Source organism: Amycolatopsis vastitatis, assembly GCF_002234595.1.
GTDB lineage: Bacteria > Actinomycetota > Actinomycetes > Mycobacteriales > Pseudonocardiaceae > Amycolatopsis > Amycolatopsis vastitatis.
The window spans coordinates 214,143-227,845 of sequence record NZ_NMUL01000007.1; the positions used below are offsets into that span (position 1 = coordinate 214,143).

Consider the following 13,703-nt stretch of genomic DNA (forward strand, 5'->3'; position numbering starts at 1 on the left):
AGTGTCTCCGCGCCGGAAGGCCGGGTTCGCGGTGGCGGCGGCCGTCGTGACCGTCCTGGTTGTGCTGTGCGTGGGTTTCGCGCCGCCCTGGCTTGTCGGGACCGCACCGGGACTGGGTCCGGCGGATCGGCTGAAGGCCGTCAACGACGTCCGCGCGACGCTGCTGCAGGCACTCGGCGGCCTCCTGGCGCTGGCGGGTGTCGGACTGGGTGCGCTCCTGACGTCCCGGCAGTTGCAGCTCAACCGCGAGAGCCGCTCGATCGACCTGTTCACCAAGGCGATCGACCAGCTCGGCGCGAAGCAGGTGCCGACCCGGCAGGGTGCCGTCTACGCGCTTGAGCAGCTGGCCGGCCTGGATACCCGCTACCGCGGGCACATCCACGCGCTGCTCACGTCCTTCATCTGCTTCCGGGCGCCCTGGCGGCCCGGCACGGTGCGCCGTGAAGGCCGTCTGCCCGACGACGTCAGTGCCGCGATCGGGGCACTGTCCCGCGGCACGATGATCGAACCGGGTGCTTGGTCCGAGCTGGAGCGAGTCGACCTCCGCGGCGCCGACCTGACCGGCTTCACGATTCCCCGGGTCTGTTTCGCGGTAGCGAACCTGGAGGGCGTGGCGCTGCGGAACGCGAACCTCGCCGGCGCGACCCTGACCGGCACCCTCCTGCGGGACGCGGATCTGCGCGGGGCCGACCTCACCGGGGCCGACCTCACCGGTGCCGACCTCACCGGTGCCGACCTGACGGACGCGGACCTGACCGGCGCCCGCACCGACGGCGCCACCCGCTGGCCCGAGGGGTTCACGCCGCCTGCTTAACCTGGCACGCACCAGTGGCTGTTCTCCTTGTGCAACGGGAAGGGTGTGTCCTTGGTGCCGCCCGCCGCTTCGACGTGGACCACCGCCGTCGCCGACTCGCCGCGGAGCTCCGGCGGGCGGGGGAGGGTCGCCGTTACCGGGCCGGCCGCGTCCCACATCCGCTGCAGCCTCGCCAGGGCCTCGGCGGTCTGCGGGCGGCAGGTGAGCTTGCCGAACGCCGCCGAGTCGTGCCGGGCGATCGCGTCGACGATCGCCTTGGCCAGCACGCCCACCGCCGCCGTGTCGGCCGCGTCGGGTGGGGGCGGTGCCGACGAGCGGGCCGGCACCGGGCCGGTCGTGCTCGACGGCGCGGGCGGGGGGCCGTCCGGGGCGACGAGCAGCAGGCCCAGCACGACACCCGCGCCGGCCACGCCGAGCAGGACGAGCCCGGCGGCGAAGACGCGGTTCACCGCCTGCGGGGGCTCACGAGCCGTCCGCCTGCACGTTGGACAGGCACCACAGCCCGGATTCCTTCCGCGCGGACATCGTGCCGACCTTGGTCTTGCTGCCGTCAGTGGCCGAGTAGCGCACGGTGGACTTGTCCCCGCTGTCCTGCGGCGCGCCGGTCAGCGTCACCGTCACCTTCGGGATGTCGCCGGTCTTGCCTTCGAACACGCTCCGGCAGATGGTGTCGGCGAGGGCTTTCTGGTCCCTCGCGTTGTAGGCGGAGATCGTCGAGTCGAACAGCTCCTGCGAACTCCCCTTGCCGCCGGGAGCCGGGCCGCCCGCGGGCGTGCTGCTCTTCGACGTCGGGCTGGTCGGCGCGGTGGCCTTGGGCTTGGGGGTGGTGGCCTTCGGCACGGTCGACGGTGCCGCGGAACTGCTGCTCGCGGGCGGTGCCGCGGCCTGCTCACCGCCGCCGCTGTTCGTGAGGACCAGCGCGGCCACGCCGCCGCCGACGAGGAACACCGCGCCCGCCGCGATGCCGATGACGAGCCCGGTTTTCTTCTTCTTGGGCGGGGGAGCGTCGCCGAAGCCACCGCCGCCGTACGGGTCGTAGCCGCCGAAGCCCTGCTGCGGCTGGCCCCACTGGTCCTGCTGCTGGGGATAGCCCTGCTGGGGCTGAGGGCCCGTCTGCGGCGGGTAACCGCCCTGCTGGGGCCCGCCATACGGATCGGCGCCGCCGAACGGAGTACCACCGTCGTACGGGCCCGGCCGGCCGAACTGCTGGGTGCCGCCGTAGCCCGGCTGCGGCTGGGGCCCGCTCTGGGGGTAACCACCCGGCTGCGGTGGACCGTAGGGCCCTGGCTGCTGCCCGTAACCGCCGGGCTGCTGCCCGTAGCCGCCCGGCTGCTGCGGCGGGTAGGTCATGAGTGGTGCCCCCTAGCGTTCCTTCGAAGAGACCCGGCCCTCACTGCCGGTCCGGCGTCGGCCCGATGCTAGCCACCGGGGCCGCCCGCCGCGCGGTTAGGGCGGAACTGGCCGGAATTGCCCGGATCCCGGAGGGGTTGGCGGTCCCGGCGGCGGGGTACTCCCGTCGTGCTTGCTTCACCCTGGCCGGTCCGGACCCGCCTCGCACCCGCGTCACGGCACCGAAATGGCCGCTTGCGCTGCGGGAATGTCCGTGCTGGGGGAGGCAGGGAAACCGCGACGCGCCGATCTTGTGATGCGGAAAGGCCTTTTCTTGTCGGTGATCGCCGGTACCGTGGAATGAAAAGCACTCCGAGGAGGTGCCCGATGCATCATGACCTTCCCGGAGGTCGGCGCGAGGAGGCCGACCCTTCAGCAACATCCGGAGCTGGGACGACGGCGGACGAGCAGGCTCGGCAGATCCGTTTTCTCGAGGAGGAAGTGGCGCTGCTGCGCCGCAAACTGACCGACTCGCCACGGCAGAACCGAGTTCTCGAACAGCGGCTCGCCGAGGCCTCGGAAAGGGTGAGCCAGCTCACCGAGCGCAACACCAAACTGGTCGAAACCCTGCGCGAAGCGCGAGGACAGCTCCTCGCTCTCCGCGAGGAGGTCGACCGGCTGGCCCAGCCACCGTCCGGGTACGGCGTCTTCGTCGAGGCGTACGAGGACAACACGGTGGACGTCTTCACGGCCGGCCGGAAGATGCGGGTGTCGGTGTCGCCCGCGGTCGAGCTCTCTTCGTTGCGACGCGGCCAGGCGCTGCGGCTCAACGAGGCGCTCACCGTGGTCGAGGCCGGCGGCTTCGAACGCACCGGCGAGGTGTGTGCACTGCGTGAGGTGCTCGCCGCCGACGTCGAGGGCGGCAGCCTTCGCGCGCTGGTGGTCGGGCACGCGGACGAAGAGCGGGTGGTCCTGCTCTCCGACCTGCTGGCCGAGCAGCCGCTCAAGCCGGGCGACTCGCTGCTGGTCGACTCCAAGGCCGGCTACGCGTACGAGCGCGTGCCGAAGGCGGAGGTCGAAGACCTGGTGCTGGAGGAGGTGCCCGACGTCCGCTACGAGGACATCGGTGGCCTCACCCGGCAGATCGAGCAGATCAGGGACGCGGTCGAGCTGCCGTTCCTGCACGCCGATCTGTACCAGGAGTACCAGCTGCGGCCGCCCAAGGGCGTCCTGCTCTACGGCCCGCCGGGCTGCGGCAAGACGCTCATCGCGAAGGCGGTGGCGAACTCGCTGGCCAAGAAGGTGGCCGAGGCCCGCGGCGACGCGGCGGACGGGAAGTCCTACTTCCTGAACATCAAGGGCCCCGAGCTGCTCAACAAGTTCGTCGGGGAGACCGAGCGGCACATCCGCCTGATCTTCCAGCGGGCGCGGGAGAAGGCCTCCGAGGGCACCCCGGTGATCGTGTTCTTCGACGAGATGGACTCGATCTTCCGTACCCGTGGGTCGGGCGTGTCGTCCGACGTCGAGACCACGATCGTGCCGCAGCTGCTGTCGGAGATCGACGGTGTCGAAGGCCTGGAGAACGTCATCGTCATCGGCGCCTCCAACCGCGAAGACATGATCGACCCGGCGATCCTGCGGCCGGGCCGGCTCGACGTCAAGATCAAGATCGAGCGTCCGGACGCCGAAGGCGCGAAGGACATCTTCTCCAAGTACCTGGCCGAAGGCCTGCCGATCCACGCCGACGACCTCGCCGAGTTCGGCGGCGACGCCAAGGCGACGTTCGACGCGATGATCCAGCACACCGTCGAGCGCATGTACGAGGAGAGCGACGAGAACCGGTTCCTCGAGGTGACCTACGCCAACGGGGACAAGGAAGTCCTGTACTTCCGCGACTTCAACTCGGGCGCGATGATCCAGAACATCGTCGACCGGGCGAAGAAGTCGGCGATCAAGTCGGTGCTGGAGACCAAGCAGCCGGGTCTCCGCGTGCAGCACCTGCTGGACGCGATCGTCGACGAGTTCGCGGAGAACGAGGACCTGCCCAACACCACCAACCCGGACGACTGGGCCCGGATCTCCGGCAAGAAGGGCGAGCGGATCGTCTACATCCGCACGCTCGTCACCGGCAAGAACCAGGATTCGGGGCGGGCGATCGACACCGCCACGAACACCGGTCAGTACCTGTAGTCCGACGCTCGATGGGGCGGTTGCTTCGGCAGCCGCCCCATCGGCGTGTCTAGCTGCGGACGAGTTCGGGCTCGCTCTTGCGGCGCACGCGCAGCCGTCCGTGGGCCGCGAGGATCCCCAGCACCACCAGGAGCGCCCCGGCCGGCTGGTTCCAGCTCACCGGTTCACCCAGCACGAGCACGCCGAGCAGCACGCCCACCACGGGCGTCAGGTACGTCACCGCGGAGGCGTTGGCCGCGCCCCAGGCGGCGATGATCCGGGTGTTCCACGCATACGCGATGCCCGTGCCGAAGACGCCGAGGGCGAGCATGCTCGCCACCACCGGCAGGCTCAGGTGCACCGGCGTCGCCGCGATCGCCGGGGTCAGCAGGCCCAGGATCACCGTCGCCGACGCCGTCTGCCCGAACGCGACGACCACCGGATCCGTCCCACGAGGTGAGACGAACCGGCGCAGGTAGACGAAACACGCGCCGTAGCAGGTCGTCGCGCCGAGGCAGGCGAGCTGGGCCGTCAGCTGGTGCGACACGTCGACGCCGTCCCACACCCCGACGATCGTGAGCACGCCGGCGAACCCGAGCAGCAGGCCGAGCACCCGCGGCGGCGTGAACCGCTCCTCCGGCAGTGCCGCGGCCGCCAGCAGCATCGTGACCAGCGGTGTCGTCGCGTTGAAGATGCTCGCCAGCCCGGACGAAATGTACTGTTCCGCCCACGAGAACAGCAGGAACGGCACGACGCACAGCAGTACCGACACGGCCGCGAGGTGCCCCCACAACACGGGATCGCGGGGGAGCGGCCGCCGGCGCACCAGCAGGATCCCGGCCAGCGCCAGCGCCCCCAGCGCGACGCGGCCGAGCGCCACCTGGCCGGGGGAGAGCCCGCCGAGCCCCACCTTGATGAACAGGAAACTCGCACCCCACACCACGGCCAGCAGCGCGAACCGCACCGTGACCCCGAACTCCGCCAGTCGCATGGCCGCAGTCAAACCGGCGAACCGGCCGCGAAGCCAGCGGTTTTCCGACTCCACGTTGTGTATAACGACCTATACCGCTCGGCGTTAGGATGCGACACATGGTGGGGAGAGCCGAACGGCGGTGGCAGGAAGCCGTCACCCACGTCGCGAACCGCGTCGCCGGACCGCCGCTGCCGGAGGACCTGGACGTCACCCTCCACTTCCACCCGGAACGTCTGGTGGGGACGGTGCCGCTGCTGCGGCACTGGCTGACCGACGGGGTCTACCGTTCGCAGTTCGAGACGGGCACGGGCAACGGCGGCCTGACCGCGCACCCGGGCGGTGCCCGGTGGCACTGGGAACACCGGATGTTCGGCGGCGTCTACGACGAGCTGCCGCCGTCCGCCCGGCCGAAGTACGGCTCGCTCAACCACCGCAGGCGCCCGGCCGGCGGCTCGGTGCGGTTCGGTTCGGCGCACTTCCGGCTCGAGCGCGAAGTGCTGGGGCGGACGACGTTCTGCTACCCGGACAGCTTCAGCGAGCCCACGGACTTCGGTACGGCCGCGCACATGCCGCTGATCCTCCTCGTCGAAGCGGACGCCCCGGACGAACTCGACGACTACATCGAGGCCCACGTCCACGGCCCGCTCCGGCTCGCTTCCGACGTCGCGGCGCTGGTCCTGGACCCGGCGTTCCGAGGGACCGACGTCGAGGCGGCCGCCGCCGAACTCCCCTTCCCGGTCTCCTGGCACCACGGGTTCCGGCTCTCCGTGACGACGCTCGCCGCGCACGCGGACTACCGCGGTGAGGACGTCGTGCGGGCCGGCGAAGACATCGCCGAGGACGGGTGGCTGGACGCCCGCGTCATCGGTGACGCCGTCCGTGCCGGCCGGCACGACCCCCAGGTGCTCAAGCGCGTGTGGCACTGCACCGCGCGGTTCGGCTCACCCGGGTAGCAGTGCCTCGGCCAGGCGGCGCCAGTGCGGCATGGCCGAGGTGCCCGGCTCGACGCCGATGACCTGGATGCCGACGTGGTCGGCGCCCGCGTCGAGGTGTCCGTGCAGCTTCGCGGTGATCGTCTCGAGGTCGCCCCAGAACACGAGGTCGTCGACGAGCCGGTCGCTGCCGCTGTCGATTTCTTCTTGCGTGTAGCCGAGCCGGAGGAACTTCGCGATGTTGTACGGCGTGGTGAGGTACGGGTGCAGGTGCTTGCGGGCGATCTCGCGCGCCTTGGCCGCGTCTGTCTCGAACAGCACCGCGTGCTCGACGCCGAGGAACGGTTCCGTCCCGAGGATTTCCCGCGCCTGGGCTGTGTGCTCCGGCGTCACGTGGTAGGTGTGCGCGCCCGCCGACCGGTCGCGGGCCAGCTCCAGCATCTTCGGGCCGTACGCCGCCAGGATGCGCCGCATCGACCCCTCCGGTGCGGGGTTGACCTTCGAGTCGGTGTCGAGGGCGTCCAGGTAGTCGTTCATCGCCCGAAGCGGCTTCGCGCCGGGCTTTCCCGCGCCGAAGCCGAGCCCCAGCAGGTGGCGGTCCGGGTAGGCGTCGGCCAGCAGCAGGGCCGCTCCATAGGTCCACCGGGCCTCGCGGGACCAGATCTGCGCGATGCCGTTCACGACGGTGAGGCGGTCGGTGGCCGACAGCAGGAATCCCGCGTGCGTCAGCGCTTCCCGGCCGTCCCGTTCGGGGATCCAGAGTGCCGGCCAGCCGAGTTCTTCCAGCTCCTGCGCGGAGTCCCGGATCATGGCGGCCGGCTGGTCTTCGAAGTCGAACGTCCAGATGCCGTAGCGGCCCAGCTGCATGTTCTCGATCGTACCCATAAATCGAAGTATCGCAGATTTACGATATGAAGCGCCACGTGGGGGTGACGACAGGGGAGGGGAGCGGTCAGAGAGTGCGGCCGAGCACGCCGACGAACTCGGCGATCCGGGCTTCGTCACGCTTGTAGTGCGTCCACTTGCCGACGCGCGTGGCTTGGACCAGTCCGGCGCGCTGCAGTGACGCCATGTACGCCGAGACCGTCGACTGCGCGAGCCCGAGCTTCTCCTGGATGTGGCTCACGCACACGCCGACCTCGACCGGGTCGGCGATCGCCCGCTCCACCGGAAAATGCCGCTCGGGCTCCCGCAGCCACTGCAGCACCTGCAACCGCACCGGGTTCGCGAGCGCCTTGAAGGCGTCGAGCAGCTGCTCGACGTCGGCCTGGGATTCGGTGCGCGTCGTCATGGTGTCGCTCCGAGTATATCGACGTATAACGCCCTATACTTCCCGGCGTGAGTGAAGAAATCCGGCGGCCGCGCGCGCCGATCACCGAACCCGACGTTCTGGCCTGGCTGGAGACGACGGCAGCCGCTGTTCAGGCGGGGGAGGTGAGCGCGCAAGAGCTCATCGACCTGCTCGGCGAGTTCCGCCGCGCGTCCGCCGCATGCGCCGACGCCTCGGACTGGCTGCTGCTCGCGGCCCGCGAAGGCGGCGCCAGCCTCCGCCAGATCGCGCCGGTCTTCGGCAAGGGCTACGTCCGGGCACCGGCCGCGCGGCTGGAAAAGCTCCACCGCCAGGCCCAGAACGCCGATCAGTGGCTGGCCATCCTCCGCCACAAGCAGACGGCGTGAGGGGGCCCGTGGACCGCATCGCACTGGGGCTGGCGGCGCTGGGCAGGCCCGCCTACATCAACCTCGGCCGGGACGGGGCGCTGCCGCCGGTGCGGGACGTCGCTTCGATGCGGGCCGCGACGTTCGAGGTGCTCGACGCCGCCTACGCCGCGGGTGTCCGGCACGTCGACGTCGCCCGGTCCTACGGGCGTTCGGAGGAGTTCCTGGCCGGCTGGCTCGCCGAACGCGGCCACGCCGACGTCGAGATCTCCAGCAAGTGGGGTTACGCGTACGTCGGGGACTGGCGGCTCGACGCCGACGTGCACGAGGTGAAGGAGCACTCGGCGGCGCGGTTCGCCGCGCAGTGGGCGGAAACCCTGGCGCTGCTGGGCGATCGGGTGGGGCTCTACCAGGTGCATTCGCTCACTGTGGACAGTCCGTTGTTCACCGACGAGCCACTCCTCGAAGCCTTGGCGGAGCTGTCCGCGAACGGGGTCGCGGTGGGGTTTTCGACGTCCGGACCGGCGCAAGCGGACGCGATCGAGCGGGCGTTCGCGCTGGAAGCCGCGGGACGCCCGGTGTTTTCGGCGGTGCAGTCGACGTGGAACGTCCTCGAGCCGTCCGCGGGACGCGCTCTCGCCGCGGCGCACGCGGCCGGGAAACGGGTGCTGGTCAAGGAAACCCTGGCCAACGGCAGGCTGGCGGTCGAAGCGCCGTCCGTCGTGCGCGACATCGCGGCGGCGCACGGGACCGGGCCGGACGCGGTCGCGGTGGCCGCGGTGCTGGCGCAGGACTGGGCCGGCCGCGCGGTCATCGGCCCGGCGAGCACCGCGCAGCTGGCGGCGAACCTGCGGGCGACGGCGCTGGAACTGACTGTCGCCGAACGGGACGCGCTGGTCGCGATCGCCGAGGAGCCGGGCGAGTACTGGCAACACCGGTCCTCCTTGGCGTGGGACTGAACGGCTGCACTACCCTTCGCTGGCACGCCACGGACGACAGGAGGCCGGAGCAGGTGCGTCATCGGCAGGCGATTGCGTTGGCCGCGGTTGCGTTGGTGGGCCTTACGGCCTGTGACGGGCCCGATCCGAACAACCTGGAGACGTACTACGACGATCCGGTGACCACGTCGGCGCCGGCCCCGGCACCTGCGGAAGCGCGGGTGAGCCAGCCCCAGGCCGCACCGGAGAGGCCGGCGGTCCCCGATCTCGGGCCGCTCGCGGAGCGGGCGCTGCTGACCGACGCCGACGTCGCCGCAGAAGACGTGCAGCCGGGCTCGAGTGAGGTTTCGGGGTGCCTGGCGGACGGGCCCTCGGTGGGCAACCGGACCGCGACCTGGCGCTACCCCAGCGGGTCGGTGCTGATCCACCGCGTCCTCGCGTTCCCGGACTCCTCGGCTGCCCAGGCCGTCGAGGAGTCCGTGTGCGCGGGCAAGACGGTGAGCGTCCCCGTCCAGCCCGGGGTCGAGCTGCAGCGTGCCTGGTGTGACGGCAAGATCTGCACGGTGATGCTGGCCAAGGGAAGTCTCGTGTCCGAGCTGACGGTTTCGGCGAGCACCGAGACCCGCGCGGTGGACGCGGCGAAGCGGCTGTTGCCCGCGATGACGGCGAAGCTGACAGCTCAGCCGTAGCGGCGGAACCATTCCTGGACGCCTTCGCGGCCGTCGGGGATGAACGGCAGTTCCGGGCCCGGGTCGTCGACCCAGGCCCGCAGCTCCTCCAGGGGGATCCAGCGGCCTTCGACGATCTCTTCGGCCTGGTGGCGGATGGGGCCGTCCCAGCGCACCTCGAAGGCGAAGTTGTGGCAGCGGTTGCGACCGTCGTCGTAGACCTTGGTGAACAAGGGGACGGGTTCCACGCCTTGGACGCCGAGCTCTTCGGCCAGTTCGCGGCGGGCGCACTCGGCCGGGGTCTCGCCGGCGGCGACCACGCCGCCGGCCCAGCAGTCCCAGGTCGACGGGAAGACGTCCTTCCCGGGGGTACGGAGGTGCACGTAAACGGCCTTGCCGTCACCCGAACGGACCAGGACGACGCCGGCGGCGTGCCACAGGGCCTCGGCGCGGACGCGGGCGCGGGTGACCGTGCCGACGACCGAGCCTGCCTGGTCATAGAGGGCAACGAGTTCGTCACTGCCTGGCATGGGTGCATCGTTCCACCAGTGCGACCCCGTAGGGTGGGGACATGCGGCGGATCATGGGAACCGAAGTCGAGTACGGCATCTCCGTGCCGGGCGACGCGACGGCGAACCCGGTACTCACCTCCACCCAGGTCGTGCTGGCCTACGCGGCGGCGGCCGACATCCCGCGCGCCCGGCGGGCGCGGTGGGACTACGAGGTCGAGAGCCCGCTGCGGGACGCGCGCGGGTTCGACCTGACCGGGCCCGGCGGGCCGGGGCACGACCCGGACGTCGAGGACCTGGGCGCGGCGAACGTCATCCTGACCAACGGGGCGCGGCTGTACGTCGACCACGCGCACCCGGAGTATTCGGCGCCCGAGGTGACGAACGCGCGGGACGCGGTCATCTGGGACAAGGCGGGCGAGCGCGTGATGGAGGAGGCGGCGCTGAAGGCCGCCTCCGTGCCGGGCCAGCCGCAGCTGCAGCTGTACAAGAACAACGTCGACGGCAAGGGCGCGAGCTACGGCACGCACGAGAACTACCTGATGGCGCGGTCGACGCCGTTCACAGCGGTGATCGCGGGGCTGACGCCGTTCTTCGTGTCGCGGCAGGTCGTGACCGGCTCGGGCCGGGTCGGGATCGGCCAGCAGAGCGAGGAAGCCGGGTTCCAGCTCTCCCAGCGCGCGGACTACATCGAGGTCGAGGTCGGCCTGGAGACGACGCTGAAGCGCGGGATCATCAACACCCGCGACGAGCCGCACGCGGACGCGGACAAGTACCGGCGGCTGCACGTCATCATCGGCGACGCGAACATGTCGGAGTACTCGACGTACCTGAAGGTCGGGACGACGGCGCTGGTGCTGGACCTGATCGAGTCGGGCATCCGGTTCGACGACCTGAAGCTGGACGAGCCGGTCAAGGCGGTGCACCAGATCAGCCACGACCCGACGCTGAAGGTGCAGGTCGCGCTCGCCAACGGCAAGAAGTACACCGGGCTGGACCTGCAGTTCGCCTACCACGAGATCGCCTCGCAGAACCTGGAGCGCACGGGCGCGGACCAGGCGTCGAAGGAGGTCCTGCGGGTCTGGGGCGAGGTGCTGGACGCGCTGGCGCGCGACCCGCAGGAGTGCGCGGACCGGCTGGACTGGCCGGCGAAGCTGCGGCTGCTGGAGGGGTACCGGCAGCGCGACAACCTGGCCTGGGGCGCGCCGCGGCTGCGGCTGGTGGACCTGCAGTACTCGGACGTGCGGCTGGCGAAGGGCCTGTACAACCGGCTGGTGACGCGCGGGTCGATGAAGCGGCTGGTGTCGGAGGAAGAGGTGCTGGCCGCGGTGACGACGCCGCCGTCGGACACGCGGGCGTACTTCCGGGGCCGGGCGCTGGAGAAGTACGCGACGTCGATCGCGGCGGCTTCGTGGGATTCGGTCATCTTCGACGTGGGCAAGGAGTCGTTGGTGCGGATCCCGACGCTGGAGCCGCTGCGGGGGACCAAGGCGCACGTCGGCAAGTTGCTGGACAACGCGGCGACGGCGGAGGAGCTGGTGGAGGCGCTCACCGGTTCGGACTAGGCGGTCGGCACACCGCGATCGCGGCGTTCCCCGAATGTCGGGGCCGCTGGGTAGGCTAGGAAACATCAGCCACACCGGGAGGCGAGATGGCCCAGGAAAAGATCGAAAAGCACGGCGGTGGTGACTCCGACGAGGAGTTCGAGGACACCGGCGCGGCGGGTCAGGAGCGGCGCGAGAAGCTTGGCGAGGACGTGGACACGATCCTCGACGAGATCGACGACGTGCTCGAAGAGAACGCCGAGGACTTCGTCCGGGCCTACGTGCAGAAGGGCGGCGAATAGCCGCCTGGGGCCCCGCGCCCTTGCCGACCGTTCAGCCGGCGGCCGGGGTCCCGCGTGGTGGCGGCCGTGACGGCCGCCCGGCGCGGGACTCCGGCTCGTCTGGCCCGCACAGATGGGATTCTTGAGCACGTATGGACAACACCAGGGGCATCTCGGGTCCCGCGCTGCCTGCCGCGTACTTCTCGTCGGCGACGTCGTCGTTTTCGGACTTTCTGCGGGTACAGGCGCCGGAGCTGCTTCCGGAGCGGCGGGTGGCCGGTGGCGCGGCGGAGCTGGGTGTGCCGCACGGGACGACGATCGTCGCGTGCACCTTCGCGGGCGGGGTGCTGATCGCGGGTGACCGGCGGGCGACGTCGGGGAACCTGATCGCGAGCCGCGACATGGAGAAGGTGCACGTCACCGACGAGTATTCGGCGGTGGGCATCGCGGGCACGGCGGGGCTGGCCGTGGAGATGGTGCGGCTGTACGCGGTGGAGCTGGCGCACTACGAGAAGATCGAGGGCGTTTCGCTGTCGCTGGACGGCAAGACGAACAAGCTGGCCGGGATGGTCAAGGCGAACCTCGAGATGGCGATGGCCGGGCTGGCGGCGATCCCGTTGTTCGTGGGGTACGACCTGGAGGCCGAGGACGCGAAGCACGCCGGGCGGATCGTGTCGTACGACGCCGCGGGCGGGCGGTACGAGGAGAACGGCGGGTACGCGGGCATCGGTTCGGGTTCGCTGTTCGCGAAATCGGCGTTGAAGAAGCTGCACGACCCGGACGCCGACGTCGAAGGCGCGGTGCGGGTCGCGGTGGAGGCGCTGTACGACGCGGCGGACGACGACACCGCGTCGGGCGGGCCGGACCTGGTGCGGCGGATCTTCCCGACCGTCGTGACGGTCACCGCGGAGCACGGCGCCGTGCAGCTGCCGGAGGCCGAGGCGGCGGCGGTGGCGGAAGCCGTGGTGGCGGGGCGGATCGAGCGCCACCAGCGCCGGCTTTCGTGACCGGGGCCGGACGACAGTGAACGTTGGAACACCGAAAGACCTGGAGCGCACACCGTGACGATGCCGTTGTATGCCTCTCCCGAGCAGCTGATGCGGGAGCGTTCCGAGCTGGCGCGCAAGGGCATCGCGCGCGGCCGGAGCGTGGTGGTGCTGAAGTACGCGGGTGGCGTGCTGTTCGTGGCGGAGAACCCGTCGGCGACGTTGCACAAGGTTTCCGAGATCTACGACCGGATCGGGTTCGCGGCGGTCGGCCGCTACAGCGAGTTCGAGAACCTGCGGGTCGCGGGCATCCGGCACGCCGACCTGAAGGGCTACCAGTACGACCGGCGTGACGTGAGCGCGCGGGCGCTGGCGAACGCCTACGCGGCGACGCTGGGCAGCATCTTCACCGAGCAGCTGAAGCCGTTCGAAGTGGAGATCTGCGTGGCGGAGGTGGCGGCGAGCGCGGCGGAGGACCAGCTGTACCGGCTGACCTACGACGGCTCGATCTTCGACGAGCCGCAGTTCGTGGTGATGGGTGGCCAGGCCGACAAGATCTCCGCGAAGATGAAGGAGACGTTCGAGGACGGCCTGGAGCTGCAGGCGGCGCTGGGCGTGGCGGTGGCCGCGTTGCGGACGCCGAGCCAGCCGGCGCCGTCGTCTTCGGCAGGTGGGTCTTCGTCGTCGTCGAACGCCGCGGCGAACGGGAACGGCGACGCGGATCCGATCAAGCTGGAGGTGGCGGTCCTGGACCGCGACCGCCCGCGGCGGTCGTTCCGGCGGCTGACGGGCGCGGCGCTGGACACGCTGCTCCCGGTCCCGGACCCGCAGGGCGAGGAGCCGGAAGGCAAGCCGGAAAGCGAGTAGTTCCGCAGTGCGGACGCCGGGCGTGGCCGAGTGGCCG

Annotated in this window: 16 protein-coding genes; 10 read left to right on the plus strand and 6 right to left on the minus strand. The window is 70.8% G+C overall.

Annotation, left to right across the window (positions count from 1 at the left end):
- The first annotated feature begins 1 nt into the window (after window position 1).
- Window positions 2-814, plus strand: a complete 813-nt coding sequence (locus tag CF165_RS08150; RefSeq protein WP_093946813.1) for a pentapeptide repeat-containing protein — start codon at window positions 2-4, stop codon at window positions 812-814.
- Here CF165_RS08150 and CF165_RS08155 read toward each other — a convergent pair.
- Window positions 811-1,263, minus strand: coding sequence for a hypothetical protein (locus tag CF165_RS08155; protein ID WP_093946814.1), 453 nt, complete (start codon window positions 1,261-1,263; stop codon window positions 811-813). The genes CF165_RS08150 and CF165_RS08155 overlap by 4 nt on opposite strands.
- A gap of 13 nt (window positions 1,264-1,276) precedes the next feature.
- Entirely contained in the window at window positions 1,277-2,164 is an 888-nt protein-coding gene (locus CF165_RS08160; protein WP_093946815.1) for a flagellar basal body-associated FliL family protein, read from the minus strand.
- Window positions 2,165-2,530: 366 nt separating this feature from the next.
- Here CF165_RS08160 and arc point away from each other — a divergent pair, with 366 nt between their 5' ends.
- The gene (gene arc / locus CF165_RS08165) at window positions 2,531-4,333 is read left to right on the plus strand and encodes a proteasome ATPase (RefSeq protein ID WP_093946816.1); all 1,803 of its coding nucleotides are present in this window, start codon (window positions 2,531-2,533) and stop codon (window positions 4,331-4,333) included.
- A gap of 49 nt (window positions 4,334-4,382) precedes the next feature.
- Here arc and CF165_RS08170 read toward each other — a convergent pair whose 3' ends face one another.
- Window positions 4,383-5,303 (minus strand): DMT family transporter, encoded by a 921-nt coding sequence (locus CF165_RS08170; protein WP_093947156.1) that lies wholly within the window; start codon window positions 5,301-5,303, stop codon window positions 4,383-4,385.
- A 98-nt stretch (window positions 5,304-5,401) separates the two neighbouring features.
- On the opposite strand from CF165_RS08170, the gene CF165_RS08175 reads away from it, so the two are divergent.
- Window positions 5,402-6,238: a DUF3626 domain-containing protein gene (locus tag CF165_RS08175; RefSeq protein ID WP_093946817.1), complete on the plus strand. Its 837-nt coding sequence runs from the start codon at window positions 5,402-5,404 to the stop codon at window positions 6,236-6,238.
- Here the strand turns inward: CF165_RS08175 and CF165_RS08180 are convergent.
- Entirely contained in the window at window positions 6,227-7,102 is an 876-nt protein-coding gene (locus CF165_RS08180) for a TIGR03620 family F420-dependent LLM class oxidoreductase (protein ID WP_093946818.1), read from the minus strand. The genes CF165_RS08175 and CF165_RS08180 overlap by 12 nt on opposite strands.
- 67 nt (window positions 7,103-7,169) lie before the next feature.
- Window positions 7,170-7,508, minus strand: coding sequence for an ArsR/SmtB family transcription factor (locus CF165_RS08185; RefSeq protein WP_093946819.1), 339 nt, complete (start codon window positions 7,506-7,508; stop codon window positions 7,170-7,172).
- Window positions 7,509-7,555: 47 nt separating this feature from the next.
- Between CF165_RS08185 and CF165_RS08190 the strand changes: the two genes are divergently transcribed.
- The 3 genes from CF165_RS08190 to CF165_RS08200 all read left to right on the plus strand — a co-directional run bounded on the left by CF165_RS08190 (window position 7,556) and on the right by CF165_RS08200 (window position 9,500).
- A complete protein-coding gene (locus CF165_RS08190) occupies window positions 7,556-7,894 on the plus strand; it encodes a hypothetical protein (RefSeq protein ID WP_093946820.1) in 339 nt (112 codons plus the stop codon).
- On the plus strand, window positions 7,891-8,832 hold the full coding sequence (locus CF165_RS08195) for an aldo/keto reductase (RefSeq protein WP_240521496.1): 942 nt from the start codon (window positions 7,891-7,893) through the stop codon (window positions 8,830-8,832). The genes CF165_RS08190 and CF165_RS08195 overlap by 4 nt, the downstream gene beginning before the upstream one ends.
- A 200-nt stretch (window positions 8,833-9,032) precedes the next feature.
- On the plus strand, window positions 9,033-9,500 hold the full coding sequence (locus CF165_RS08200) for a hypothetical protein (protein ID WP_338023408.1): 468 nt from the start codon (window positions 9,033-9,035) through the stop codon (window positions 9,498-9,500).
- Here the strand turns inward: CF165_RS08200 and CF165_RS08205 are convergent.
- Window positions 9,491-10,009 carry an NUDIX hydrolase gene (locus tag CF165_RS08205; RefSeq protein WP_093946822.1) on the minus strand — a complete coding sequence of 173 codons (519 nt, stop codon included), beginning with the start codon at window positions 10,007-10,009 and terminating at the stop codon, window positions 9,491-9,493. The genes CF165_RS08200 and CF165_RS08205 overlap by 10 nt on opposite strands.
- Window positions 10,010-10,050: 41 nt before the next feature.
- On the opposite strand from CF165_RS08205, the gene dop reads away from it, so the two are divergent.
- The 4 genes from dop to prcA all read left to right on the plus strand — a co-directional run bounded on the left by dop (window position 10,051) and on the right by prcA (window position 13,666).
- A complete protein-coding gene (dop, locus tag CF165_RS08210; protein WP_093946823.1) occupies window positions 10,051-11,553 on the plus strand; it encodes a depupylase/deamidase Dop in 1,503 nt (500 codons plus the stop codon).
- A gap of 86 nt (window positions 11,554-11,639) precedes the next feature.
- Window positions 11,640-11,834, plus strand: a complete 195-nt coding sequence (locus CF165_RS08215; RefSeq protein WP_003075646.1) for a ubiquitin-like protein Pup — start codon at window positions 11,640-11,642, stop codon at window positions 11,832-11,834.
- A 131-nt stretch (window positions 11,835-11,965) separates the two neighbouring features.
- On the plus strand, window positions 11,966-12,820 hold the full coding sequence (prcB, locus tag CF165_RS08220; RefSeq protein ID WP_093946824.1) for a proteasome subunit beta: 855 nt from the start codon (window positions 11,966-11,968) through the stop codon (window positions 12,818-12,820).
- A 54-nt stretch (window positions 12,821-12,874) separates the two neighbouring features.
- Window positions 12,875-13,666, plus strand: coding sequence for a proteasome subunit alpha (prcA, locus tag CF165_RS08225; RefSeq protein ID WP_093946825.1), 792 nt, complete (start codon window positions 12,875-12,877; stop codon window positions 13,664-13,666).
- Window positions 13,667-13,703 lie beyond the last annotated feature (37 nt).